Annotated in this window: 23 protein-coding genes and 1 tRNA gene; 14 read left to right on the top strand and 10 right to left on the bottom strand. The window is 75.1% G+C overall.

What is annotated here, in order from left to right:
- Positions 1 to 131 precede the first annotated feature (131 nt).
- From OH807_RS02195 to OH807_RS02175, 5 genes are all read left to right on the top strand, one after another.
- Positions 132 to 578, top strand: a complete 447-nt coding sequence (locus OH807_RS02195) for an SRPBCC family protein (RefSeq protein ID WP_406210636.1) — start codon at positions 132 to 134, stop codon at positions 576 to 578.
- A 126-nt stretch (positions 579 to 704) separates the two neighbouring features.
- A tRNA-Pro gene (locus OH807_RS02190) sits at positions 705 to 781 on the top strand.
- Positions 781 to 3,045, top strand: a complete 2,265-nt coding sequence (locus tag OH807_RS02185; protein ID WP_406193130.1) for a hypothetical protein — start codon at positions 781 to 783, stop codon at positions 3,043 to 3,045. Before OH807_RS02190 ends, OH807_RS02185 begins: the two co-directional genes overlap by 1 nt.
- 10 nt (positions 3,046 to 3,055) lie before the next feature.
- Positions 3,056 to 3,451, top strand: a complete 396-nt coding sequence (locus OH807_RS02180) for a hypothetical protein (RefSeq protein WP_406193127.1) — start codon at positions 3,056 to 3,058, stop codon at positions 3,449 to 3,451.
- A gap of 157 nt (positions 3,452 to 3,608) precedes the next feature.
- Positions 3,609 to 5,159, top strand: coding sequence for an MFS transporter (locus OH807_RS02175; RefSeq protein ID WP_406193124.1), 1,551 nt, complete (start codon positions 3,609 to 3,611; stop codon positions 5,157 to 5,159).
- Positions 5,160 to 5,211: 52 nt separating this feature from the next.
- Here OH807_RS02175 and OH807_RS02170 read toward each other — a convergent pair whose 3' ends face one another.
- Positions 5,212 to 5,868, bottom strand: a complete 657-nt coding sequence (locus tag OH807_RS02170; protein ID WP_406193121.1) for a hypothetical protein — start codon at positions 5,866 to 5,868, stop codon at positions 5,212 to 5,214.
- Between the two features lie 196 nt (positions 5,869 to 6,064).
- Between OH807_RS02170 and OH807_RS02165 the strand changes: the two genes are divergently transcribed.
- The 3 genes from OH807_RS02165 (at position 6,065) to OH807_RS02155 (ending at position 8,368) form a co-directional block, all read left to right on the top strand.
- Positions 6,065 to 6,703 (top strand): SMI1/KNR4 family protein, encoded by a 639-nt coding sequence (locus OH807_RS02165; RefSeq protein WP_406193118.1) that lies wholly within the window; start codon positions 6,065 to 6,067, stop codon positions 6,701 to 6,703.
- A gap of 181 nt (positions 6,704 to 6,884) precedes the next feature.
- Positions 6,885 to 7,418: a SigE family RNA polymerase sigma factor gene (locus OH807_RS02160; RefSeq protein WP_406193115.1), complete on the top strand. Its 534-nt coding sequence runs from the start codon at positions 6,885 to 6,887 to the stop codon at positions 7,416 to 7,418.
- Positions 7,415 to 8,368 (top strand): hypothetical protein, encoded by a 954-nt coding sequence (locus tag OH807_RS02155; protein WP_406193112.1) that lies wholly within the window; start codon positions 7,415 to 7,417, stop codon positions 8,366 to 8,368. The genes OH807_RS02160 and OH807_RS02155 overlap by 4 nt, the downstream gene beginning before the upstream one ends.
- 296 nt (positions 8,369 to 8,664) lie before the next feature.
- Here the strand turns inward: OH807_RS02155 and OH807_RS02150 are convergent, their stop codons facing one another.
- The 3 genes from OH807_RS02150 to OH807_RS02140 are packed head-to-tail and all read right to left on the bottom strand — an operon-like array spanning position 8,665 to position 10,085.
- A complete protein-coding gene (locus OH807_RS02150) occupies positions 8,665 to 9,555 on the bottom strand; it encodes a helix-turn-helix domain-containing protein (RefSeq protein ID WP_406193110.1) in 891 nt (296 codons plus the stop codon).
- A 12-nt stretch (positions 9,556 to 9,567) separates the two neighbouring features.
- Positions 9,568 to 9,852 carry a DUF5984 family protein gene (locus tag OH807_RS02145; protein WP_406193107.1) on the bottom strand — a complete coding sequence of 95 codons (285 nt, stop codon included), beginning with the start codon at positions 9,850 to 9,852 and terminating at the stop codon, positions 9,568 to 9,570.
- Positions 9,849 to 10,085 (bottom strand): hypothetical protein, encoded by a 237-nt coding sequence (locus tag OH807_RS02140; RefSeq protein WP_406193104.1) that lies wholly within the window; start codon positions 10,083 to 10,085, stop codon positions 9,849 to 9,851. The genes OH807_RS02145 and OH807_RS02140 overlap by 4 nt, the downstream gene beginning before the upstream one ends.
- 376 nt (positions 10,086 to 10,461) lie before the next feature.
- Between OH807_RS02140 and OH807_RS02135 the strand changes: the two genes are divergently transcribed.
- A complete protein-coding gene (locus tag OH807_RS02135) occupies positions 10,462 to 11,718 on the top strand; it encodes an FAD-dependent oxidoreductase (RefSeq protein ID WP_406193102.1) in 1,257 nt (418 codons plus the stop codon).
- Between the two features lie 115 nt (positions 11,719 to 11,833).
- Here the strand turns inward: OH807_RS02135 and OH807_RS02130 are convergent, their stop codons facing one another.
- The 3 genes from OH807_RS02130 to OH807_RS02120 form a co-directional block, all read right to left on the bottom strand.
- Entirely contained in the window at positions 11,834 to 12,268 is a 435-nt protein-coding gene (locus OH807_RS02130; RefSeq protein ID WP_406193099.1) for a hypothetical protein, read from the bottom strand.
- 88 nt (positions 12,269 to 12,356) lie between these two features.
- Complete coding sequence (locus OH807_RS02125) at positions 12,357 to 13,280, bottom strand: RNA polymerase sigma-70 factor (RefSeq protein ID WP_406193097.1); 924 nt, start codon at positions 13,278 to 13,280, stop codon at positions 12,357 to 12,359.
- A 153-nt stretch (positions 13,281 to 13,433) separates the two neighbouring features.
- Positions 13,434 to 13,919 (bottom strand): carboxymuconolactone decarboxylase family protein, encoded by a 486-nt coding sequence (locus OH807_RS02120; RefSeq protein WP_406193095.1) that lies wholly within the window; start codon positions 13,917 to 13,919, stop codon positions 13,434 to 13,436.
- Between the two features lie 238 nt (positions 13,920 to 14,157).
- On the opposite strand from OH807_RS02120, the gene OH807_RS02115 reads away from it, so the two are divergent.
- On the top strand, positions 14,158 to 14,997 hold the full coding sequence (locus OH807_RS02115; protein ID WP_406193093.1) for a hypothetical protein: 840 nt from the start codon (positions 14,158 to 14,160) through the stop codon (positions 14,995 to 14,997).
- A gap of 41 nt (positions 14,998 to 15,038) precedes the next feature.
- Here OH807_RS02115 and OH807_RS02110 read toward each other — a convergent pair whose 3' ends face one another.
- Entirely contained in the window at positions 15,039 to 16,277 is a 1,239-nt protein-coding gene (locus OH807_RS02110; RefSeq protein WP_406193090.1) for an RNA polymerase sigma factor, read from the bottom strand.
- Positions 16,274 to 16,645 carry a YciI family protein gene (locus OH807_RS02105; protein WP_406193087.1) on the bottom strand — a complete coding sequence of 124 codons (372 nt, stop codon included), beginning with the start codon at positions 16,643 to 16,645 and terminating at the stop codon, positions 16,274 to 16,276. Before OH807_RS02105 ends, OH807_RS02110 begins: the two co-directional genes overlap by 4 nt.
- Before the next feature lie 170 nt (positions 16,646 to 16,815).
- Here OH807_RS02105 and OH807_RS02100 point away from each other — a divergent pair, with 170 nt between their 5' ends.
- The 3 genes from OH807_RS02100 (at position 16,816) to OH807_RS02090 (ending at position 19,705) form a co-directional block, all read left to right on the top strand.
- The gene (locus OH807_RS02100; RefSeq protein WP_406193084.1) at positions 16,816 to 18,378 is read left to right on the top strand and encodes an MFS transporter; all 1,563 of its coding nucleotides are present in this window, start codon (positions 16,816 to 16,818) and stop codon (positions 18,376 to 18,378) included.
- Between the two features lie 131 nt (positions 18,379 to 18,509).
- The gene (locus OH807_RS02095) at positions 18,510 to 18,782 is read left to right on the top strand and encodes a hypothetical protein (RefSeq protein ID WP_406193081.1); all 273 of its coding nucleotides are present in this window, start codon (positions 18,510 to 18,512) and stop codon (positions 18,780 to 18,782) included.
- A gap of 86 nt (positions 18,783 to 18,868) precedes the next feature.
- On the top strand, positions 18,869 to 19,705 hold the full coding sequence (locus OH807_RS02090) for a DUF1963 domain-containing protein (RefSeq protein ID WP_406193079.1): 837 nt from the start codon (positions 18,869 to 18,871) through the stop codon (positions 19,703 to 19,705).
- A 118-nt stretch (positions 19,706 to 19,823) separates the two neighbouring features.
- Here OH807_RS02090 and OH807_RS02085 read toward each other — a convergent pair whose 3' ends face one another.
- Positions 19,824 to 20,495 carry a DUF4097 family beta strand repeat-containing protein gene (locus OH807_RS02085; protein WP_406193077.1) on the bottom strand — a complete coding sequence of 224 codons (672 nt, stop codon included), beginning with the start codon at positions 20,493 to 20,495 and terminating at the stop codon, positions 19,824 to 19,826.
- Positions 20,496 to 20,720: 225 nt separating this feature from the next.
- On the opposite strand from OH807_RS02085, the gene OH807_RS02080 reads away from it, so the two are divergent.
- Positions 20,721 to 21,611: a helix-turn-helix domain-containing protein gene (locus OH807_RS02080; RefSeq protein ID WP_406193074.1), complete on the top strand. Its 891-nt coding sequence runs from the start codon at positions 20,721 to 20,723 to the stop codon at positions 21,609 to 21,611.
- The last annotated feature ends 17 nt before the right edge of the window (positions 21,612 to 21,628 follow it).

Raw genomic sequence — 21,628 nt, 5'->3', positions numbered from 1 at the left:
CCGCCGCCCGAATGCGACGACTGTGCTGTGAAGCACGTCACCTGAAGCTCCGTCACATTCCCGGATGCTGCGCCGTCCCCCTTGGACGCGGACACCGCTCCGCGCCACTGCCGGCCAGGAGAGGGACGATGATGGAGACCTTGACCGTTCGACGGGTCGTCGCGGCACCGATCGCCGACGTGTTCGACTGGTGCGCCACGACCACCAACTACACCCGCTCCGCGCTCATCCTGCGGGCCCGGCTGGCCCGGCCGGGCGCGCAGGCGCCGTACGGGGTGGGCGCGGTGCGGCTGCACACCTGGGCGATCGGCTGGTTCCGCGAGCGCGTCACCGCCTACTGCCCGCCGTACGGCTTCGACTACACCGTCGAACGCAGCTTCCCGCCGGCCCGGCACGAACTCGGCCGGATGACGTTCACCGAAGTGCCCGGCGGCACCGAGGTTTGCTGGACGACCACCTTCCAGGTCCGCCTCCCGTTCGGCGCGGCCGTCACCCGCCGCATCGCCGCACCCGTCATCGCCCACACCTTCGGCAGGATCCTCGACGCCGCCGACGACGCACTCGCGGGCCGCCCGTGAGGAGCCGCCGCCCGTGAGGAGCCGCCGCCCGTGAGGAGCCGCCGGTGACGGCGGGCCGGTCCGCCGCGGACCGCCGGGAAATTGCCTTGGCCCGGCTCCCGGCCGCCGCGTAGGGTCGGCGACCAGCGGCATGTAGCTCAGCGAGACAGAGCACCGGGCTCGGGCCCCGGAGGGGGCGGGGGCAGGACCCGCCGTGCCGGCCATGGACAAGAACGCTGAGCAGCAGCACCCGACGACGACCGTCTCCACCGACCACGCCCACGCCCAACTGGCCCGCGCCTTCGCCACCGCGCTCTCCCACCCGGACGCCGCGACGCGCACCCGCGCCGGCGAGCGGGCCGGGCGCTGGCGCGACGTCCTGGCCGGGATGCGTGACGGCCGCCTGGCCATCGGCTCGCGCACCCCGGTGGCGGGCCTGCCGGCCTGGGTGACGCCCGAGGTCCTGCGCGGCGGCTTCGCCACCGGCCGGGCCTGCGCCGAAGGACCGCTCGAAGGCTACGAGACGGACGCCTGCCGGCAGGCGGGGATCCCGGCGGGCCGGGCCGCGCTGTTCGCCCACTCGCTCACCGAGACCGGGCTGACCGGTCTCTGGGAGCTGCTGGACACCGGGCGCTACCGGGTGACGGTGCCGGAGGAGGCCGCGCTGCTCACGGTGGCCTGGCTGGTGCGCGCGGGCGAGCAGGCGGCCGCCCTCGACCTGGTCGGCGTCCTGGCGCCGTTCGCCGACCGGCTGCGCTTCACCCCGCCGCCCGGCGACGACGCACCGGTGGACGCGGACGCCGTCCACCGCCGCACCGTCGGTGACGCCGTCACCGCCCTCACCGGGCGCCGGCCGAACCGGGCCGTCGAGACGCAGCGCGAAGCCCTGACGGTCTGGCTGCCGTTCTCCGACGAGCTGCTCGCCCACTGGCTGGAGACCACCGGCACCGGCCGGGTGCTCGACGCCCCGCCGGGCGAGGAGTGGCACCGCCGCGGCGCCGACCTGCTGCTCCGCTACCGCCTGCTGGCCGCCGGCCATCCGCTCTGCGGCAAGCACCGCAGCCCGCGGGAGAACCTCGGCGTGCTGCGCGCCGCCCTGGAGGTCACCGTCGCCGGCGAGCAGCCGGACAGGAGGCTGCTCGGCCTGCTGCGGCAGGCCGTCGAGTCGATGGTCCGCCGCCGCGGCCTGCCCGGCTCCCCGCAGCACGCCGCACTGCGCCGGGCGCAGGCGCGCCAGGCCGCGCTGCCCTCCCACCACGCGCTGGCCCAGGTGCTGCTGGGACGCCTCGCCGCGCTCCCGCAGGACGGCGGACTGGCCGACCCGGCGGCGGTGCTCGTCCCGGTCGGCGCGGCCGAGGCCGCCGGGATACCCGCCGGCACCGCCCTCCCGCCGGTGCTGCACAAGCCCGTGCTCGCCGCCACCAGCGCCCCGGTCGAGACGCTCATCGAGCGCGGCCTGGTGCCCTCCGCCGAGGTGCTGGCCGACCTCGCCCCGCAACTCGCCGCGGTGGCCGAGGCCGACGCCCACCCGGACCTCGCGCTGCGGACCCTGGCGGCGGCCGGCCACCGGGCGTTCGCCGGCCGGCGGTCCCTGCTGCTGCTCGACTACGCCCACCAGGTGCGCGCCGAGGAGCTGCCGTGGGTGCAGGCCGTCCGGCCGTACCGCAGCACCGACCCGGGCACCCGGCAGGGCGGGCTCGGGGCGCTGCGCCGGCTCGGTGAGCTGGCGGTGGGCACCTTCCCCGGCACGATCCTGCCCAACCCGCTGGTGAGCGAGCTGGCCGGGCTCGCGCGCCGCTCCGGCGCGGAGCTGCCGTTCGTGGAGGAGCTGGCCGCCGACATCTTCATGGGCGGTTTCACCCCGAAGTACCTGGCGGCGGCCGGGATCGCCGCGGACGTGCTCGAAGGGACGCTCTACGAGCGCTACTTCGGCATCGACTACGCCGCCGTCCGGGCCCTGGGCGACACCGAGCGGCGGGGCCGGCGGCGTTCGGCCTCCTCGCGGGGCTTCTCCGGCCTGTGCGCCGAGCGGGCGGCCCGCACCGGTTCGTCCTGGTCGGTGGCGGGCAACGGCACGGTGATCGAACAGGCCCAGATCCTCACCAGCCACAACCTGGCCACCCTGGTCGGGCCGGTCGGCATCACCCCGGCCGACGACTGGGGCACGCTCGCACGGCGCTCCTTCGCCACCGTCTGCCGGCTGACCGTGCTGGCCGAGCGCCTGCCCCGGCCGCTGCCGGTCGTGAAGAACGCCGCCTTCGCCTGGCGCCAGCTGCTGTTCCACCTCTCGCTCTGCCCGCCCCGGGCCCAGCGGGCCGTGCTCCGCGAGCTCGCGGGGGACCACCCGGCCCGGCTCGCCCCGGCCCTGGCGGGCCTGCGACTGGTCGCCTCCGGAGGGGAGTTCGGCCCCGACGGCACCGCCGACGGCGGAACGGCCCGCCGCCTGCTCGGCTGGACCACCGGCCTGCACTGGCTGCTGAAGCGCTGACCCGCACCGGGTGGCCGGGCTCTTCGTCCTGCTCGGCGTCCGCGCGCTGTCCTCCGGCGACGACGGTGACCCTGCGGACACGGCCTACCGGGCCGGCTACAGCCTCGGCCCGTTCCTCCTCGCCGTGCTGCTGCTGGCCGCCGCGGGAGCGGCGCAGTTCCTCGCCCGGCGCCGCCGGCGTCTGACGGCCGAGCGGCAGCTGCCGGCGCAGCGGGAGCTGTGGCAGCGGCGCCGGCAGGTCTGGCAGGCGGCGTGGCTCTGCCGCCGGTGCCGGGTCGCCTTCCTCCCCGCGGCCTCCGTCGGCCCGGACGTCCCCGCTTCGTCGCCCGTCGCGCCGGAGGAGTTCCCGCTGCTGGTGACGGCCACGGCCGATCGGGCCTTCGGCCCGGGGGCCGCGGCCGGCTGATCCCGCGCCCCGGCGCCGGGTGTGCGTCCGGCCACCCTCCGCTCGTACGGCCGTGCGGGGGACGTGCGGCGTGTGGTGCGGCGGTCGTGGCGGGGCGGGCCCGGATAGTGGGTTGGTCCGTCCGGCACGGGGCCGGGCGTGGGGAGGGAGCCCGCACATGGCCCGATCGTCCGGGGCGCCGACCGATCAGTACTCCCCGCAGCGGTGGACCGCCATGACCGGCATGTGCGTCGCGGCCGGCATGGTCTGGCTGTCGTTCGCGGACTTCGGGGTCGCCGTTCCGACCATCTCCGACGAACTGTCGGTCTCGCTGCCCGCGTTGCAGTGGGCGAACAACGCCTTCAGCCTCTCCACCGGCGCCCTGGTGCTCGCGGCGGGGAAGCTGGGCGACGTGTTCGGCCGTCGGCGCCTGCTGGAGATCGGCCTGGTGGTGATGGGCGCCGTGTCGCTGCTGGCGGCGTTCACCCCCGGGGTGACCGGCATGATCGTGGGCCGGGCGGTGATGGGCGTCGGCGCCGCGCTGATCCTGCCCGCCACGCTGGCGCTCATCCCGCCGATGTTCCCCCTGAGCGAGCAGGCACGGGCGTTCGGGGCCTGGATGGCGGTCGCGTGGGTGGGCCAGGCCGCCGGGCCCGCGGTGGGCGGGGTGCTGACGGGGCTGCTCGGCTGGCGTTCGATCTTCTGGATCAACGCGCCGGTGGCGGTGGTCGGCCTGTGGCTGGTGCACCGGGCGGCGGTCGAGTCGACCGACCCGAACGCCACCCGGCGGATCGACCTGCTGGGTCTGGTCATCAGCGCCGCCGCCGCGTTCTGCCTGCTCTACGGCTGCACGGCGGGGCAGGAGGACGGCTTCGACGACCCGGTGATCATCGGCCTGCTGGTCGGCTCGCTCGTCCTGGCCGGGCTCTTCGTCCTGGTGGAGCGGAGGGTCCGGGAGCCGCTGCTCGACCTGCGGCTGTTCGCCTCCCGGCCGTTCTGCGGGGCTCTGGTGGCCAACTCCGTGATGAACATCGTCTTCGCCGGGGTCAGCTTCCTGCTCACGCTCTACCTCCAGGAGGTCCGCGGCTACGGCCCGGTGGCCGCCGGGCTGCTGCTGCTGCCCTCCACGGTGACGATCCTGCTGTTCAACCCGTACGGCGGGCGGGTGGCGGCCCGGGTCGGCCCCCGGTTGCCGGTGGTGCTCGGCCTGTACCTGCTGGGGGCCGGCACCCTGGTGGCGGCGGTGCTCGGCGAGTCGTACCACTACGTGGTGCTGGCCGTCGGGCTGCTGGTGCTGGGCGCGGGCCTCGGGCTGATGTCGGTGCCGCTCTCCGACACGGCGGTGGCCGGGCCGCCGGAGGAGCTGGCCGGGACGGCCTCGGGGATGTTCAAGGTCACCAGCATGCTGGGCGGTGCCTTCGGCGTCGCCGCGACGGTGGCCGTCCAGCAGGCGGTGGAGACCAACCAGGCGGTCAGCCGGGCGCGCGCGGCCGGACTCTCCGAGGCCGACGCGCAGCAACTGGGGAACGCCGTCACGGACTCCAAGCTCGCCAACCAGATCCTGGCCTCGGTCGACCAGGCCACCGCGGACGCGATCACCGCCGCCTTCCGGGACGTCCAGGCGGTCGGCACCGGCCGGGCGATCGGCCTGGCCGGCCTGCTCGCGATCGTGGCGGCGCTGGCCCTGCCCTGGGTGTGGCGGCAGGCGAAGCGGCAGCGGGAGGAGTAGCGGCGGTCCGGACGGCCCCGCGGCGTCCCGCCGCGTCGTGCCTCCCCTCCGGTCATCGCAACAGGCCCTCCTCCCGCCCCCTCCCGTACACGACCGCCGTGATCCGGACGGTGCCGAGGAGCCCCACCAGGGCGAGCACGATCCAGAACGGGATCGCCAGCAGGCTCGGCCGGCCCGTGATCATCCGCCCGCCGTCCAGCAGCACCGTGGTCCTGTGTCCGTCGGCGAAGAGCTTGTCGGTCGGCCGTTCCTCGCTGAACGTACGGTCGTCCGCCGTCCATCGGTACGTGCAGCCGTAGATGTCGTGGCCCTTGTTCTCGTCGTCCAGCGCCCGGCCCGTCACCCGGCAGGCCGTCAGGGTGGCCGGCACGCTCCGGGGTTCGTCCAGCCGCAGCCGGACGTCGTGGACGGTCTGGGCCGTCGCGAACACGGTGCCCAGCGCCAGCGTCAGGAGCACCGCGACGACCACGCAGGAGGCGAGGTAGCCGGCCGAGGACACCTCCCGGAACAGCGGCAGCGAGGCCCCGACGGCCGCCAGCAGGGCGGCCCCGGCGGCCAGCAGCCACCAGCGGTGGTCGCCCGGTGCGTCCTGCGACGCCGCCCAGACCACCGGCGTGACCGCGACCGCCGCGACCCCGCAGGCCACCACGCAGACCACGGCGCACCGCCGGTGGAATGCGGTCCAGTGTGTGGAAGGCCCCCGTGCCATGCCGTCCCCTCTCCCCGGTGCTCCGACCGTTCGATTCTTGTCCGGCCCGCCCCTGCGGGACACTCCTGTCCCCGACCTCGGCCGAACCGGTGACGGAGCCCGGACATCGTCACGGCCGCGGCCCCCGCTCCCCGGTGCCGGAGCCGCCGGCTGCCGGCATCCCGGTCTGTCGGTCGGGGCCGTCTATCGTCGGCGCATGACATCCGTCGATCTTGTGACGTTCGATCAGGCGTGGAGCAAGCTGGAGGCGTGGCTCGCCGTTCATTCACCCACGGACCACGCCGCGCTCCGGCCACCGGCCGGCGCCGCCGAGATCGCCGAGCTGGAGCAGCAGCTCGGCCTCGCCCTCCACCCCGAGCTCAGGGCGCTGCTGGAGCGGCGGAACGGCGTTGCCGAGCCGGAGTACGGCGGGCCCGAGTCGGGCGTCTTCCCGGCGGGCGGCATCCTGCCGCTCGGTCACCGGCTCGCCGCGACCGCGGAGATCGCGTCGATGCACGAGATCCTCGTCGAGGTCGGCGAGGAGAACGCCGAGGCCGAGCTCTGGGAGGAGGACGAGCTCGCCGGTCATCTCCACCAGTGCGTGCCCTTCGCCCTCCCGAACGACGGAGGGGTCGCGTTCGTCGACCACCGCCCCGGGCCCACGTACGGGCACGTGTACGAGATGGGCATCGGCTCCGGCGATCTGGACGGCACCCACTGGGGGGCGAGCCTGACCGAGTTCGTGGACGCCGTGACGGCCGCCCTCGCGACGGGCACTCCGTTCCGGCACCACTGGCCCGTGGCCTTCGAGCACCCCTCCGGCCGGACGTGTGTCGAGTGGGAGGTCCGTCCGTAGCCGGCCGCTCGACACCCCGCCCGCCCCTGCTCCCGCCCGCGATCCGGGTCCGCCCCGCGCCGGTACGCGCCTGCCCGCGACGGCCCCGCTCCGGGGCGGCCGCCCCCCGTCACCGGCCGGATCGGGGACGGAGTAAGCGGTTCGGGCCACGCCTGGGCTCTTGGAGGGTGAGGAGGTGCTCATGGGAGAACCGAAGAGCGATCGGGACGGCGAGTTCCAGGCCTTCATCGTCGGGGCCTGGCCACGGCTGATGCGGACGGCCTACCTGCTGTCCGGCGAGCAGTACGCGGCGGAGGACTTGGTGCAGTCCGCGGCGGAGAAGGCCTGCGCGGCCTGGACGAAGGTGCGGCGGGCCGACGAACCGTACGCCTACGTGCGGCGGATCCTGGTCAACCAGCACGCCCGCCGCAGCCGGCGGCGTCCGCCGGAGCTGCTGGTCGACGCCGTGCCGGACACACCCGGTGCGGAGGACGGCTTCGCGCGGTCCGACCAGCGCGCGGCCCTGATGGCCGCGCTGGCCACCCTGCCGCCGCGTCAGCGCGAGGCGGTGGTGCTGCGTCACTGGGAGGACCTGAGCGACAGCCAGGCCGCGGTGGCGATGGGCTGTTCGGCGGGAGCCGTGCGCAGCCATGCGGCCAAGGGGATAGCGAGGCTGCGGGAGACCGCGGTGCTGATGGAACTCAAGGGCATGACACGCATCGGAGGTGCGGTATGAACGCGGGCGGGGACGGCGGGGACGGCGGGGCGGTCGGCACGGGCGCGGTGGACGAGGACGCCTCCGTGTGGGTCGGGCTCGGTCTGGCGGAGGCGGCGGCCGGAGCACGGGTCGGGCCGGTGCCGGTGCCGGAGATCATGGCGGGCGGCCGGCGGTTGCGCCGCCGGCGCCGAACGCTGGTCGGCGCGGTCGCGCTGGCCTCGGCGGTGGTACTGGCCGGCGGGGTGACGGCTGGGCTCCGCGCGCTGCCCGGGGGCGACGGCTCCGTCCAGGTGGTCGCCGCGGCCGGTCCCGGTAGCGGTCCAGCGTCCGGTGCGACGTCCGGTGCGAGTGCGTCCGCCGCGGCGTCACCGGCGGTGCGTGACCCCTTCACCCCGGTCCGGACGGTGCTCGCCCGGGGCACCGTCGACGGGAAGGAGTGGAAGGTCTGGGCGGCGCTCTGGCCGCTCGCGCCGAAGGAGCGGGCGTTCGAGCAGGCCCGGGCGGTCTGGCAGGAGCGGAGCGCCGTCGACCCGGAGCTCGCCGAGCCGACGGCGGAGTACGTCCAGCGGTACTGGCAGCCCGACGAGGACATCGTGAACGTCTACTTCACGGTGGACGGCGTGCGCCTGGGCCACGACAGCGAGGCCGCCGCCCCGGCGCCGGACCGGCTCCCGCCGGGCTCCGACGGGCAGACCACGTTCGGTGGCGGCCTGCTCGGCCACCGGGGCAAGGACGACACCGTGGCCCCGTTCGACGTCGCGGTGCTGGCCCTCGGGCCGAACGTCGCCAAGGTGGTGGTGACGTGGACGGACGGGACGACGACCGAGCCGACGCCCGTCACCGTGGGGGACTCCCCGATCCGCCGGCTCGCGCTGGCCCGGCCGGACGGCAAGCACGCCAAGTCGTGGCAGTTCTTCGACGCCAACGGAGGCAAGCTCCCGGACGACGGCACCAAGATCCTGGAGTGACGGCCGCCGGGGTGGGCCGACCGGCCTGCCGCGCCCGTGGGGGCGGCCCGACGGGGGCGGCCCGCCCCCCGGCGGGCCGGCCCCGTGGCGCTTGCTCCCCTCGGGAACCGCGGCGGATCCGGTGGCTTCCCCTGCGAGCCACCGGCCGGTCCGCCGCCAGGAGAAGATCGTGCGGCCGCCCCCGGCCCGCTGTCTTGTAAGAATGCGCACCGCAGCGCGGGCCGCGTCGACCCGCCGGAGCCGGCCTGACGGCGTCGCCTCCGCGGGGTCGGCGCGGCGGCGTCCACGCGGTGGCCTCAACTCGCCTGTGGGAGAACGGCGCTGGTGACGCGGTCCGGCACCCGGTCGCTCGGCTCGGCGGCGGGTTCGGCGGCGGCGCGGTGGTCGAAGAACTGGGCGGGCGAGCAACCCATCGTGGCCCGGAAGGTGTTGGTCAGGTGGGCCTGGTCGTAGAAGCCGCAGACCGCGGCGGTCTCGGCCCAGCTCCGGGTGGTGCCGTCCTGGTGACAGCGCAACGCCCGCTGGAGCCGGATCACCTGCCCGGCCTGTTTCGGTGCGAGGCCGACCGCTTCGCGGAACCGCGTCTCCAGCCGCCGCCGGCTCCAGCCGGTGCCCTGCACGAGATCGCGGACCGGCACGGTGCCGCCGGTGCGGCGCAGTTCGGCCCAGGCCCAGGAGACCTCGTCGGCCCACTGCGGTCCCTGGTCGAGGCGCGGGGCGAGGAAGGCGTCGAGCAGGCGGAACCGCTCGGCCCAGTCGCTCTGCTCCGCCGTCCGTTCGATCAGTTGCCGGGCCGGGCGGCCGAGGAGGTCGGGAAGGTCCGCCCAGTTGTGTTCCAGCTCGCCGAGGACGGGGCCGAAGAGCCGGTGCGCGTCGGCGGGCCGGAGCGAGAGCGACACGCCCTCCAGCCGGCCCTGGTGCTCCGCGACGGTGGCCGTCCGCCGCAGCCCGCCGACGGGGGAGGCGGCCCGGAGCGCGGCCCGGTGGTCGATGGCGTCGGTCAGCCGTAGGGGTTCGGAGAGTCCGACGACCAGGGTGACCACGTCGGTCGGCACCTCCAGCCGGCGCCGCCCCCGGCGCAGGTCGAGCCGGTACCCGCGGTACCGGAGCGCACGGGCCGTCTGCCAGGATCCGCCGTCGGGCAGGGTGCCGGACGAAATTGTCAGGTGTCCGTCAATCTGACTCATGCATCCATACTGTCAGCGCGGCGCGGAGCCCGGGAGTGCGGCCCGGAGCGCGGCCCGGCCCGCGGTGGCGGCGCTCCCGGCCGCGAGGAGCAGCCGTACGCCGGCCCGGACGGTGTCCCAGTCGGTGCCCGGCTCGCGGTCGAGGGCGCGGGGCAGCCGGGCGGCCCGGTCCCGCTGCTCCCGGCGCAGTTGAACCACGTCCACGTCGACTCCGGGCCGTGGGCCGAGCGGTCCGAAGCGGAACCGGATCCCCGGGTCGGTGCGGGTCGTCGGCCCGGGGATCCGGTCCGGGCTCACGGGTGCTGGGCGTGGTCCAGGGCGATGACGCCGAGGCCGGCCACGGCGAGCCCCACGAAGCCCGCCGCGATCAGACGGATCGTCCTCGGGGTGGCTGCGCCGACCCCACCGAAGGCCCAGCGCTCCATCAGCCGGAGGACGCTCCCGGCGGATCCCCGGACGTCCAGCGCAACGAGTCCGCCACCGCCGATGACGAGGACGAACCACAGGACGACGAGTGTGTTCCTGATCATCAAGGCCCTTCGGCTCCGGGGGTAGTGGCCCGCACGGCCACCGTCGGCCGGGCTGGCCGTTCGTCAAGACGCCCGACCGCCGGGGCGCTCGGGCGCTCGGGCGATCAAGGCCGACGGGGGCGTCAGTGTGCCACGGGGGCCGGAGCCCGGGCAACGGTTATCCGGCGGCTGTACCGGGCGAGGCCGGGACGGGCGGGTTGGCCCAGCCGGCCGGCGGCGTGCTAGCGTCGCGGCCGCTGGCTGGAATGCGCGAAAAACTCGCTCCTGAATGGTGTTTCTGAGCGGCGCCCGTGCGGTGTTCGTTCCTCGTCGAGGAACCCGGTGCTTCCTTCGTGATCGTGAACGAAGGCAGAGGACTGTGCTTTTTCCGTACCGTGTGATCATCGTCGGCGCCGGACCGGGCGGGCTCGCGCTCGCCCACGGCCTGCGCGGACTGGGGGCGGACGTCACCGTCCATGAACGTGACGCCCACCCCGATGCGCGCCCGCAGGGCTACCGCGTCCAGCTCGACGAGCCCGGCCTGACCGGTCTGGAGCGCTGCCTGCCCGCCCCGCTGTTCCGGCTCTGCCTGGCGACCGCGGGCGCGCCGCCCGCGCGGGTCTCGGTCCGCAACCGCCGGCTGGACACCCTCGCGGACCGGTCCGCAGCCCGGCCTGGCTCCGCCGCCGGCTCCGCCGCCGGCCCGGGCTCCGCGCCGGGCCCGTACGCGGTCGACCGGCCGACCCTGCGCCGGATCCTGCTCAGCGGGCTCGCCCACCGCGTGCACCACGGTGCCCGGCTGGTGGACTGGGCGTACAGGGCGGACGGCAGGGTCACCGCGCGCTTCGCGGACGGCCGGAGCGCGACCGCGGACCTGCTGGTCGGCGCGGACGGCGTCAACTCCGTCGTGCGCCGCATCCTGCTGCCCGGCGCCCGGGTCGAGGACGCCGGCCTCCGGTTGGTCTACGGCCGGATCCCGCTCGGTGCGGCGGGTCGGGCGGGCATCCCCGACTGGGTGTTCGACAGCGTTTTCACCGTGGTCACCGGCGGCCCCGGCCACCCGCACCTGGGGCTCGGACCGGTGGAGTTCGCCACCAGGCCGGATGCGGCCGGCGCCGCCCTGACCCCGCCGGTGGCGCTGTCGCCGGCCGGCGACTACATCGCCTGCATGGTCGGCGCCCCGGCCGGCCACCCGGCGATGCCGCCCTTCGAGGAGCTGCGCCGGCTCACGCCGAGCGCGTTGCACGGCCTCGCCCTGCGGATGATGGGCGCGGACTGGCACCCGGACGTCCACGGCCTGCTGGCCCGCTGGGACACCAACTCGCTGTTCCCGCTGCGGATCTCCACCGCCGGGCCGGTGCCGGCCTGGGAGCCGGGGCCGGTCACGCTGATCGGCGACGCGATCCACGCGATGAGCCCGGTACTGGCGATGGGCGCCAACACCGCTCTCCGTGACGCCGGCGAACTCACCCGCGCCCTCGCCGACGCCTCCGGGGCCTCCGACGTCTCCGGGTCGTCGGGGTCGTCCGCGGCCGGCCCCGGTGGGGCCCTGGTGGCCGCCGTCCGGGTGTACGAGGAGCGGATGAGGGAGTACGCCTCCGCCGCCGTGGCCGACTCCCGCCGGACGGGGCAGCAGCGGGTCGGGCAGCGGTAGCCGGGAGTGGAAGGGGCGCCGGCCGCGCGGCAGCGCCCCGACCGCCGGCCCGTCGGACAGCACCTCCGGCGGGCCGGCGAGGTCGGGCGGCTCTGCGCGGTCAGGCCTCGCGCGGTCAGGCCTCGCGCGGCCGCAGGCGCGCGAGTCTCCTCAATGCCTCCTCACGGACGCCCTCGTCGCTGTCCGTCGCCAGCTCCCGCAGCTGCCGGGCCATCCGGTTCGCGCCCCTGGCCGTCGTCCAGCCCGGGGCCCCGTCGAGCGCGGCCTGGATCTCGTCCGCGGTCCACTGCTCGGCGGCACGGCTCCTGGCGAGCAGGACGTGACGCAGACCGACGGTGTCCCCGCGGGCGAGGAGCGCCTCGGCGGTCTCGGCGGTCACCGCCGAGTCCTGGGGATCCAGCAGGAGGCGGTGGAGGACGTCCGCCACCTCGTCGATCCGGTCCGGGGCCGAGGCCGCGAGCCGCCGCCCGGCCGCGGCGCGCACCGACCAGAGCTCGGAGCCCGCATTCTCGATCGCCGTGCGCCGTTCCCGGCCGCCGCAGTCCACCATGCCGCCAGTGTGCCAGGGCCGGCGTCCCCGGCGTGCCGGGGTGTCGGGTTGACGGTGCTGCGGCTCCCACCGGGGGCGGGCCCCGGGGTCAGCGCGCCTGCCGGCGGGCCTCCTTCGCCTCGCGCTGGACGGCCCAGGCGTCGGCGACGGGGCCGAGGTGGGCGAGCTTGTCGGGGTTGACCACCGTGCGGACGGCCTGGATCCGCCCGTCGAGCACGTCGAGGCTCATCGCGTGCAGGATCCCGCCGTCCCGGTCGCGGAGGATCGCGCCGGGCCGGCCGTTGACCTCGCACGGTTCGAGCGTCGCGTCGATCCTGAACAGCGCGAGGAAGCCCGCACCCAGGACGCGCGCCACGTTCCGCGCGCCCACGACGGTGTTGGCGAGCTGCGGGGCCTTGCCGCCGCCGTCCCCGACCAGTTGCACGTCGGCGGCCAGCAGGCTCTGCAACCCGCCGACGTCACCGTCCTTCAGGGCGTCGAAGAACCGCGTGGCGAGTTCCTGGCGTTCCTGACGGTCCGCCGAGAAGCGGGGGCGCCCGTCCTCCATGTGCCGCCGCGCGCGCACCAGCAGCTGCCGGCACGCACTCTCCGAACGCCCCACTGCCTCGGCGACCTCGTCGAACCCGAAGGCGAACACCTCCCGCAGCAGGAAGACGGCCCGCTCCAGCGGGCTGAGCCGCTCCAGCAGCAGCAACGCCGCCATCGACACCGAGTCGGCCAGCTCCACCGAACGCTGCGGATCCTGGTACGGGTCGCTCAGCAGCGGCTCGGGGAACCACGGCCCGACGTACCGCTCCCGCCGGACGCGCGCCGAGCGCAGGACGTCGATCGAGATCCGGGTGACCGTGGTCGACAGGAAGGCCTTGGGGGACGTGGGCGTGGTCGCCGAGCCGTCGAACCGCAGCCACGTCTCCTGCACCGCGTCCTCGGCCTCGCTCACGCTCCCGAGGATCCGGTAGGCGATCGAGAACAGCAGCGGCCGCAGCTCCTCGAACTCCTCGACCTTGCTCATGCCGACGTCCCTTCCCGTTGAACCGTCCCGTTGAACCGCCTTGTCGAACGTCCCGTTGAACCGCCCGGCCGGCGCAGTGCCCGTGGGCCCCGGGGCCCGTCCCCGTCCCTGCGCTCGGGGCCCCGGGAGCCCCGGGAGCCCGCGGTGCTCGGCTCAGTGGAACTGCCCGGGCCGGTAGTCGCCGGCCGGCTGCCGGGTGATGACGTTCAGCCGGTTCACCGTGTTCATGAACGAGACCAGGATCACGAGGGCGGTGAGCTGCTCCTCGTCGTAGTGCGCGGCGGCACGCGCCCACACCTCGTCGGTGACCCCGCCGGCCGCGTCCGCGATCCTGGTCCCCTGCTCCGCCAGCTCCAGCGCGGCCCGCTCGGCCTCGGTGAAGACGGTGGCCTCCCGCCAGACCGCCACCAGGTGCAGCCGCACCGGGGCCTCACCGGCGGCGTCGGCGTCCTTGGTGTGCATGTCGACGCAGACCGCGCAGCCGTTGATCTGGCTCACCCGAAGGGCGACCAGCTCCTGCGTGGCCGCCGGCAGCGGCGAGTCCTTGACCGCCCTGCCGGTGGCCATCAGGTGCTTGAGGGCCCTCCCGGCGGTCCGGTCGGCTGCCGGGTCGGCGAAGTAGTCCAGTCGGGCGTCCATGGTCCGTTCCTCCGTGCTCGTCGGTGCCTGTGCCCCCTGAGACGGGATGGCCCGGCCCCCTGTGACACGGACGGGTGTGACCTGCGTCTCCTCGCCGGTCGCCGGTCGCCGGTCGCCGGTCGCCGGTCGCCGGGCGGTCGGGCGATGCGGGGCGGACGGCCGGGCCGGTCCCTCGCGGCGGTCACTCCTGGTGGCCCTCGTCCGGGCCGGACGGCGGCCGCGGCGGTATGGTCGGCCTGTGGTTCGACCCGACGAGCGCGCCGAAGGCGCCGGACCGTTCACGACCCGGCTGACCTGGCGGTTGGCCGAGGGCGGCTCGGCGGTCTGGGAGTCGCGCCTGGCCCGCAAGCGCGGCCTGCTCCGGGTGCGCGCCGAGGCGGGGACGGAGGGCCCGCCGCGCAGCGCGGGCGGCGCGGCACTGCACCGGCTGCGCCTTCTCAACACCGTCGCCGCCGTCGCGTTCACGATCGGCGGTGCCCTGTTCGCGCTGGGGGCCGCCGTCGCCGAGACCGGGTCCGCCGGTGCGACCGCGATCGCCACGATCTACTTCGTCGGCGGTCTGTTCTTCAACACCGGTGGCTACACCTCGCTGCTCCAGGCGGTCAACGCCCCGCGCCGCTCCCGTGCGACGGACTCGCTGGTGACGCGGGGCTGGCGCTGGTGGAGCTACGAGCCCGGGCGGATCGACTGGCTGAGCGCCCTCGTCCTGTTCGTCGGCACGCTGGTGTTCGGCGTCAACCTCTTCGACTCCTTCCTCCAGGGGCTCTCCGTCCAGCAGCAGGACCGGCTGATCTGGGCCCCCGACCTGGTCGGGTGCGTGCTGTTCCTGGTCTCCGGGCACCTCGCGCTGGTCGAGGTCTGCCACGGCCGCCCGGGCCTGCGCCTGCACGACCTCGGCTGGTGGATCGTCGTCGTCAACCAGCTGGGCTCCGTGCTCTTCATGGCCTCCGCGATCGCCGCCTTCACCCGGCCGGAGACCGGCAGCCTGGTCAGCGTCTCCATCGCCAACTGGGGCACCTTCGCGGGCGCGTTGTGCTTCTCCGCGGGCGGCGTTCTGCAGCTCTTCGAACGACCCTAGGACCGGAGGGCGCCGCACCGTGCGCCCCGGGACCGGGACCGTTACGGCGAGGGTGCGACGCCGGGGGCCGGCGGGCCGATCCGGGTGGCCCGGGACTCCAGGTAGCGCTGCTCGGCGAGGCTGGCGGTGGCCTTCGCGGCGCGCCGGAAGTGCGCGTACGCCGCGGCCGGGTCGCCGCCGCGCTCCAGCAGGTGCGCCCGGACGGAGAGCAGCCGGTGGTGGCCGGCCATCCGTGCGTCGTCGTCCAGCCCGGCCAGCAGGGCGAGTCCGGCCGCCGGGCCCTCGGTCTCGGCGAGGGCGATCGCCCGGTTGAGGGTGACCATCGGGTTGGGCGCGATCCGCTCCAGGATCAGGTAGAGGGCGTGCACCTGCGGCCAGTCGGTCTCCTCGGCGGTCGCCGCGTCGGCGTGCGTCGCGGCGATGGCGGCCTGCAACTGGTAGGGCCCGAGGGTCGGGCCGGCCAGCGAGGCCTTGGCCAGCTCGGTGCCCTCGTCGATCAGCCCGCGGTCCCACTTCTTGCGGTCCTGCTCCTCCAGCGGCACGAGGTCCCCGGCCACGGTGGTCCGGGTCTCCCGGCGGGCGTGGGTCAGCAGCATCAGCGCGAGCAGCCCGGCCACCTCGCCGTCCCCGGGCAGCTGCGCGTGCACCGCCCTGGTCAGCCGGATGGCCTCGCGGGCGAGGTCGGGGCGGTGCAGTTCGCTGCCCGAGGAGGCGGTGTAGCCCTCGTTGAAGATCAGGTAGAGCACGTGCAGGACGACCCGCAGCCGCTCCTCCCGCTCCGCGCCCACCGGCAGGGCGAACGAGCCGCCGGAGGCCTTGATGCGCTGCTTGGCCCGGCTGATCCGGACCGCCAGCGTGCCCTCCGGGACGAGGAACGCGCGGGCGATCTCCGCCGTGGTCAGGCCGCCGACGGCCCGCAGCGTCAGGGCGGTCCGGGAGGCCGGCGTCAGCGCCGGATGGCAGCAGAGGAACAGCAGGACGAGGGTGTCGTCGGTGTCCGGCACGTCCTCGGGCAGCGGTTCGGCGGCCGTGGCCGCCTCCCGTTCGCGGCGCGCGTGGTCGCTGCGCAGCTGGTCGATGAGCCGGCGGCTCGCGACGGTGACCAGCCAGCCGCGCGGGTTGGCCGGCACACCCTCGGCCGGCCACTGGAGGGTGGCGGCGAGGACGGCCTCCTGGACGGCGTCCTCGCACCCCTCGAACTGCCCGTGCCGGCGTACCAACGTGCCGAGGACCTGCGGCGCGAGCTCGCGCAGCAGGTCCTCGAAGTCAGGTGCTGTCATGCCTCCAATTGTCCGTCGGCGAACATCACCTGCCGCACCTCGACGCCCAGGCCGTCGATCGCGCTGTCCGGGATCCGTGCCGCCAGTTCGATCGCCCGGTCCTTGTTCTCGCAGTCGATCAGGTAGAAGCCGCCCAGCCACTCCTTGGCCTCCAGGAAGGGGCCGTCGGTCACCACCGGCTGCCCGTTGCGCACCGTCACCACGGCGGCCTGCGACGGGTCGACCAGCGCCTGCGTGGTGAGCAGCTCGCCGGAGTCCTTGAGGGCCTGGATGAACCTGCCGTGGCCCTCGCCGATCGCCGCCTTCTCCTGGTCGGTCAGGGCGTCCAGGACGGCCGGATTGACGTGCAGGCTGATCAGGAACTTCATCGCGTACTCCTCGTGAGGGGCGGGCCCCGGTCGGGCCCTTCGACCGGTGGTCGGAGACACCGCCGCGTTCTTGACATCCTCCGCGGAAATCTCGCACGAACGGATGTCAAGAATCCCGGATCCGCTCCGACCGGCGGGTGAAACGTCGGGCGAACAGGGAGTTTCCGAAGATGCGAGTCGACCGGGCATGGCTGGGGCTGGCGGTCCTCATGCTGCCGACACTGATCGTCGCCATGGATGTGACGGCGCTGCTCCTCGCGCTTCCGCAGCTGAGCGCCGGCCTGGGGGCCGGCAACGTCGAGCAGCTGTGGATCAGCGACAGCTACGGGCTCGTGGTGGCCGGTCTGGTGATCACGATGGGGACGCTCGGGGACCGGATCGGCCGCCGACGGCTGCTGACGACCGGCGCCGCGGCGTTCGCGGTGCTGTCGGTGGTCGCCGCCTTCGCGGTCGACCCGCTGATGCTGATCGTCGCGCGGGCGCTGCTGGGCGTCGCCGGGGCCACGCTGGCACCCTCCGCACTGGCCCTGATCACCACCATGTTCCGCGACGGGCGGGAGCGCGGGCGGGCCATCGCGATCTGGGCGGCCTGCCAGTTCACCGGCGGTGCGCTCGGGCCCGTGCTCGCCGGGTTCCTGCTCCAGCACTTCTGGTGGGGATCGGTGTTCCTGGCCGCCGTGCCGGCGATGCTGGTGGTGCTGATCGCCGGCCCGGTCGTGCTGCCGGAGTACCGCGGTGAGCGGGTGGGCCGGCCGGACCTGCCCGGGGTCGGGCTCTCCCTCGTCTCGGTGCTCCTGATGGTCTACGGCGTCAAGCAGCTCGCCGTCGGGAGCGTGTCCGCCGTACCGGCGGCGGCGCTCGTCGCCGGGGCCGGCGTCGGCCTCCTGTTCGTCCGCCGGCAGCTGCGGGTGGACGCGCCGATGCTGGACCTGCGGCTGTTCCGCAGCCGTCCGTTCACGGCCGTCCTCGTCGCCCTGGTCCTCGCCGGCGTCGCGATGGCCGGCACGGGCCTGCTGGTCACGCAGTACCTGCAGGGCGTGCTGGGCTACTCGCCGGTTGCCTCGGCGGTGCTGTTCGCCCCGATGGGCCTGGGCGTGGCGGCCGGCACCCTGGCCGCACCCGCGCTGGCCCGGCGGGTGGCCGGGCCGACCGCGATCGCGCTCGGACTGGCGGTGTCGGCACTGGGCAGCCTGCTGCTGGTGGGCGTCGGCGGCGGGCACGCGCTGCCGCTGGTGATGACCGGCATCGCGCTCCTGGCGCTGGGCACCGGCCCGCTGTTCGCGCTGGGCACCGGACTGGTCATCGGATCCGTCCCCCCGGAGCGGGCCGGTTCGGCGGCGTCGATGTCGGAGACGGGCAACTACCTCGGGGGCTCGCTCGGCTTCGGTCTGCTCGGCGCGGTGGCCGCGGTGGTCTACCACGACCGGGTGGACGGCACGTCGGACTCGCTGGCCGGCGCGATCGCCGCCGCCCGGCACCTCCCGGCCGGCCGCGGCGCGGACGTGCTGCACACCGCGCGGGAGGCCTTCATCGCGGCCCTGCACGTCATCGGCCTGGTCGCCGCCGTCCTCTTCGCCGCTCTGGCCGTGCTGGTCCTGCTCATGCGCCCGGTCACCGGGCCCGGCCCGGCCGAGCTCCCCGCGCCCGAGGGGACGACGGCGCCCGAGGGGACGGCGCCCGAGGAGACCGGCGAGCTCGCCACCCCGACGGCCGGCAGCGCGCGCCCGGCCTGAACGACGGCGCGTGCGGGCGGCCCCCGCCACTCGCGCGGCAGGGGCGCCCGAGCGGCCGCCGGGGGCCCGCCCGGCCGCTCCGCCGGGCGGCGCGGGCGCCGATGTCGGTGGTGGTTGGGATGCTGGCGGGCATGAACGACGACGCACTGATGCGGGGCAGGGTGTACGGGGCGGACCACGACGACCCGGATCCGGGCCGTCGGCCGGGCCGCGTCTACCGCGAGCTGGTGGCCGGCCCGCTCGACGGGCTGCTCCTCGACGTCACGGGCTGGAGCGAGCAGGACTTGGCGGACGGCGCGGCGCTGCCCACCGAGATCGGCGCCCACGGGGCGGGCGGCCGTGCCCACTACGGGCCCCGCCCCGGGGATCCGCGGCACTGGGACTGGGCGGGGGACAGCGCCTGATCCCGGGCCCGGCCCGCTTCCTGACGGACCGGCGGCGCCGCTCCGGCGATCGGCAACGGGCGGCCGGAGGTCCGTAGAGTGGCGCCATGATGCGCCCGAACCCTGTGACCGCCGCCGACGAGCGGACGCTGCGCCGCCTGATCGGCGAAGCCGGACTCGCCCCCTGGGAGGACGAGTTGGTCGCGGTGGCCGAGCACGGGATCGCGCTCGGCCCGCGGCCCGCCGGCTTCGACGGGCCGGAGCCGTTCTCCCGGTGCGGCGGAGTGCCGGACGTCCCGCCCGGCTTCGTGTGGCCGCGGACCGGCTCCGGCCCCGAGGCGGTGCCGGACTGCTTCGTCGCCCAGCTCGACCTCGCCGAGATCGGCGGCGAGGACGCCAACGGGCTGCTCCCGGCGCGCGGCCTGCTCTACTTCTTCTTCCTCGGCCACGAGGGCTTCGGCGGCCGCGACCCGGTCACCGTCCTCCACTTCCCGGACGGGACGGCCGCCGGCACCGCGCCCCACGACGTCGCAGCGGATCCGCTGTTCGCCGACCCCACCGCCGGCTGGGGCGCCCCACCGTGGGAGTTCACCGGCCCGCCGGCCCCGTTGTACGCCGCCGGCAAGGCCGTCCCGGCCCGGATCGGGCGGTTCCACGACGACCCGCTCGTCGAGCTCCCGGACGAGGCCGCGGACCGTCTGGCCGCACTGGACGCCACCGCACTCGACGTCGCGCCGCAGCACGGCGCGTACCTGGTGCTGCTCGGCCCCGACCCGGATCCGGACCAGTACGTGGTGCCGCCACGCGGTCGTGGCCCGGAGCGGATCCTGCTCGACGCGGGCCGCCCGGACTTCACCGGGTGCCCGCTCTACTACGTGATTCGCGACGAGGACCTCGCCGCCGCCGACTTCAGCCGGGTCGAGGCGGTCACCGTCCAGCGCTGACCGCCCGGCATCCTCCTGGCCGCCCTGGCCGCCCTGGCCGCCCTGGCCGTCATCGCCGCTCCGGTCGTGAGCGCCGGTCGCCGTCGAGGGCGGCGACCTCGCGGACGGCGGCGTTCGGTCAGAGGCTGCTGGCGCTGATGTCGCCGTGGTCGGTGGTCGCGTGGATGGCGAGGCCGGCCGCGGCGCCCTCGGTGTTCCGCAGCGCGTTGTGGATCCGGCCGTAACCGGTGCCCGCGTCGAGGGAGGCGGAAACGCCCGGGGCGGCGCCGACCGTCACGGAGCCCATCCGGGTGCGCAGCACGACGGTGCCGGAGGTGGCCTCGGCGATGCGGATGTCGCCCTGCTGGGTGCTGAGCTCCGCGGGGCCGGTGAGGCGGCCGACGGTGATGTCCCCGGCGTGGGCGGTGACGCGTGCGCTCGCGGCCTCGTCGATCTTGACCGTGCCGTGCGCGCCCTCGAAGGCGACGTCGCCGAGCCGCCCGACGCCCCGGAACTCCGCGGCGGCCGCCGTCGCCTCGACGCGCGAGCCGGTGGGGAGCTGGACGGTCACCTCGACGGATCCGGAGGGGCCGAGGAACTGGTGCTTCTCCGCCGGGGCCTTGACCCGCAGGACGCCGTCGCCGTACTCCACGGTGGTCTGCTCGGCCGCCTTCACGTCGCGGCTCCTGGTGGCGTTGGCGGGCCGGATCTCGACGGTGGCGTCGCCCCGGTCGGCGGCGATGACCTGGATGCGTCCGGAGGGGATCTCCAGGACGGCGGCGATCGCGGCGGAGGTGTCGAACTTCAGCATGGTGTGCTCCTTGCGCAGCTTGTTTCTGACACCAGAAACGCTACGTTGCGTTCGCGAAGTGCGCAACGACATCGTTGCGCTGAAGTCATATCTCGGCAGCTCAAGAGCTGTTTTTCGTTGCAACGAATACAGATCTAACGCAATGGAAGCAAGGTCGCTCGTTGCATTGGACTGTGATCGAACGCTACGCTGACGGGCATCGGGAACGTATGGAGGGAGATCGTGGTGCCGGGAGGCAGGCTCAGTCAGCAGGAGCGTCAGCAGATCGCGTCGGGGGTGGCCGACGGACTCGCGTACGCGGAGATCGCCCGGGGCCTCGACCGGCCGACCTCGACGGTCACCCGGGAGGTGATGCGCAACGGCGGCCCGACGGCGTACCGTGCCGACCTGGCCCACCGTGCCACCGAACGCCGCGCCCACCGGCGCAAGCCCGCCCCGCCGCGCGGACAGGGGGCGCCGGTCCAGGGCTACGGGCGCGACGACGAGGCGGTGCGCGAGTACGAGGAGGAGTTCACCACCCTCTTCATGCACCAGGGTCTCCCCAGGATGGTGGCCCGGGTGCTGACCTGCCTGTTCATCACGGACGCGGGCAGTCTCACCGCCGCCGAGCTCGTCCAGCGCCTCCAGGTCAGCCCGGCGTCCGTCTCCAAGGCGGTCGCGTTCCTGGAGGAGCAGGGCCTGATCCTGCGCGAGCGCGACGAGCGCCGCCGTGAGCGCTATGTCGTCGACGACAACGTCTGGTACCAGTCGACGATTGCCAGTGCCCGTGGCGTCGCCCGGGTCGCCGACACCGCGCGGCGGGGCGTCGGCGTCCTGGGCCGCGGCACGCCGGCCGCCGCCCGGCTGGAGAACATCGCCCGCTTCAGCGAGTTCATCAGCGAGAGCATTCTGCGCGCCGCGGAGCAGGTCCGCGAAGTCCTCCACACGAAGCCCGAGCTGACCGCGGGCGACGACGGCGACGACGGCGACGATGGCGACGATGGCGACGATGGCGATGACGGCGATGACGGCGACGGTGGCGGCGCCGACGACGCTGCCGGGCCGGACGCGGATCGCGGACAGGCGGTCGGCGGCGGTCCTGCGGTGCCGCCGGTGCCGCCGGTGTCGCTTTCGTGATCGTGTCCGCTTTAGGT

Source organism: Kitasatospora sp. NBC_01560, assembly GCF_045208415.1.
Lineage (GTDB): Bacteria > Actinomycetota > Actinomycetes > Streptomycetales > Streptomycetaceae > Kitasatospora.
Note: the sequence above shows the minus strand (reverse complement) of the source record. Positions and strands in the feature narration are given on the sequence as shown.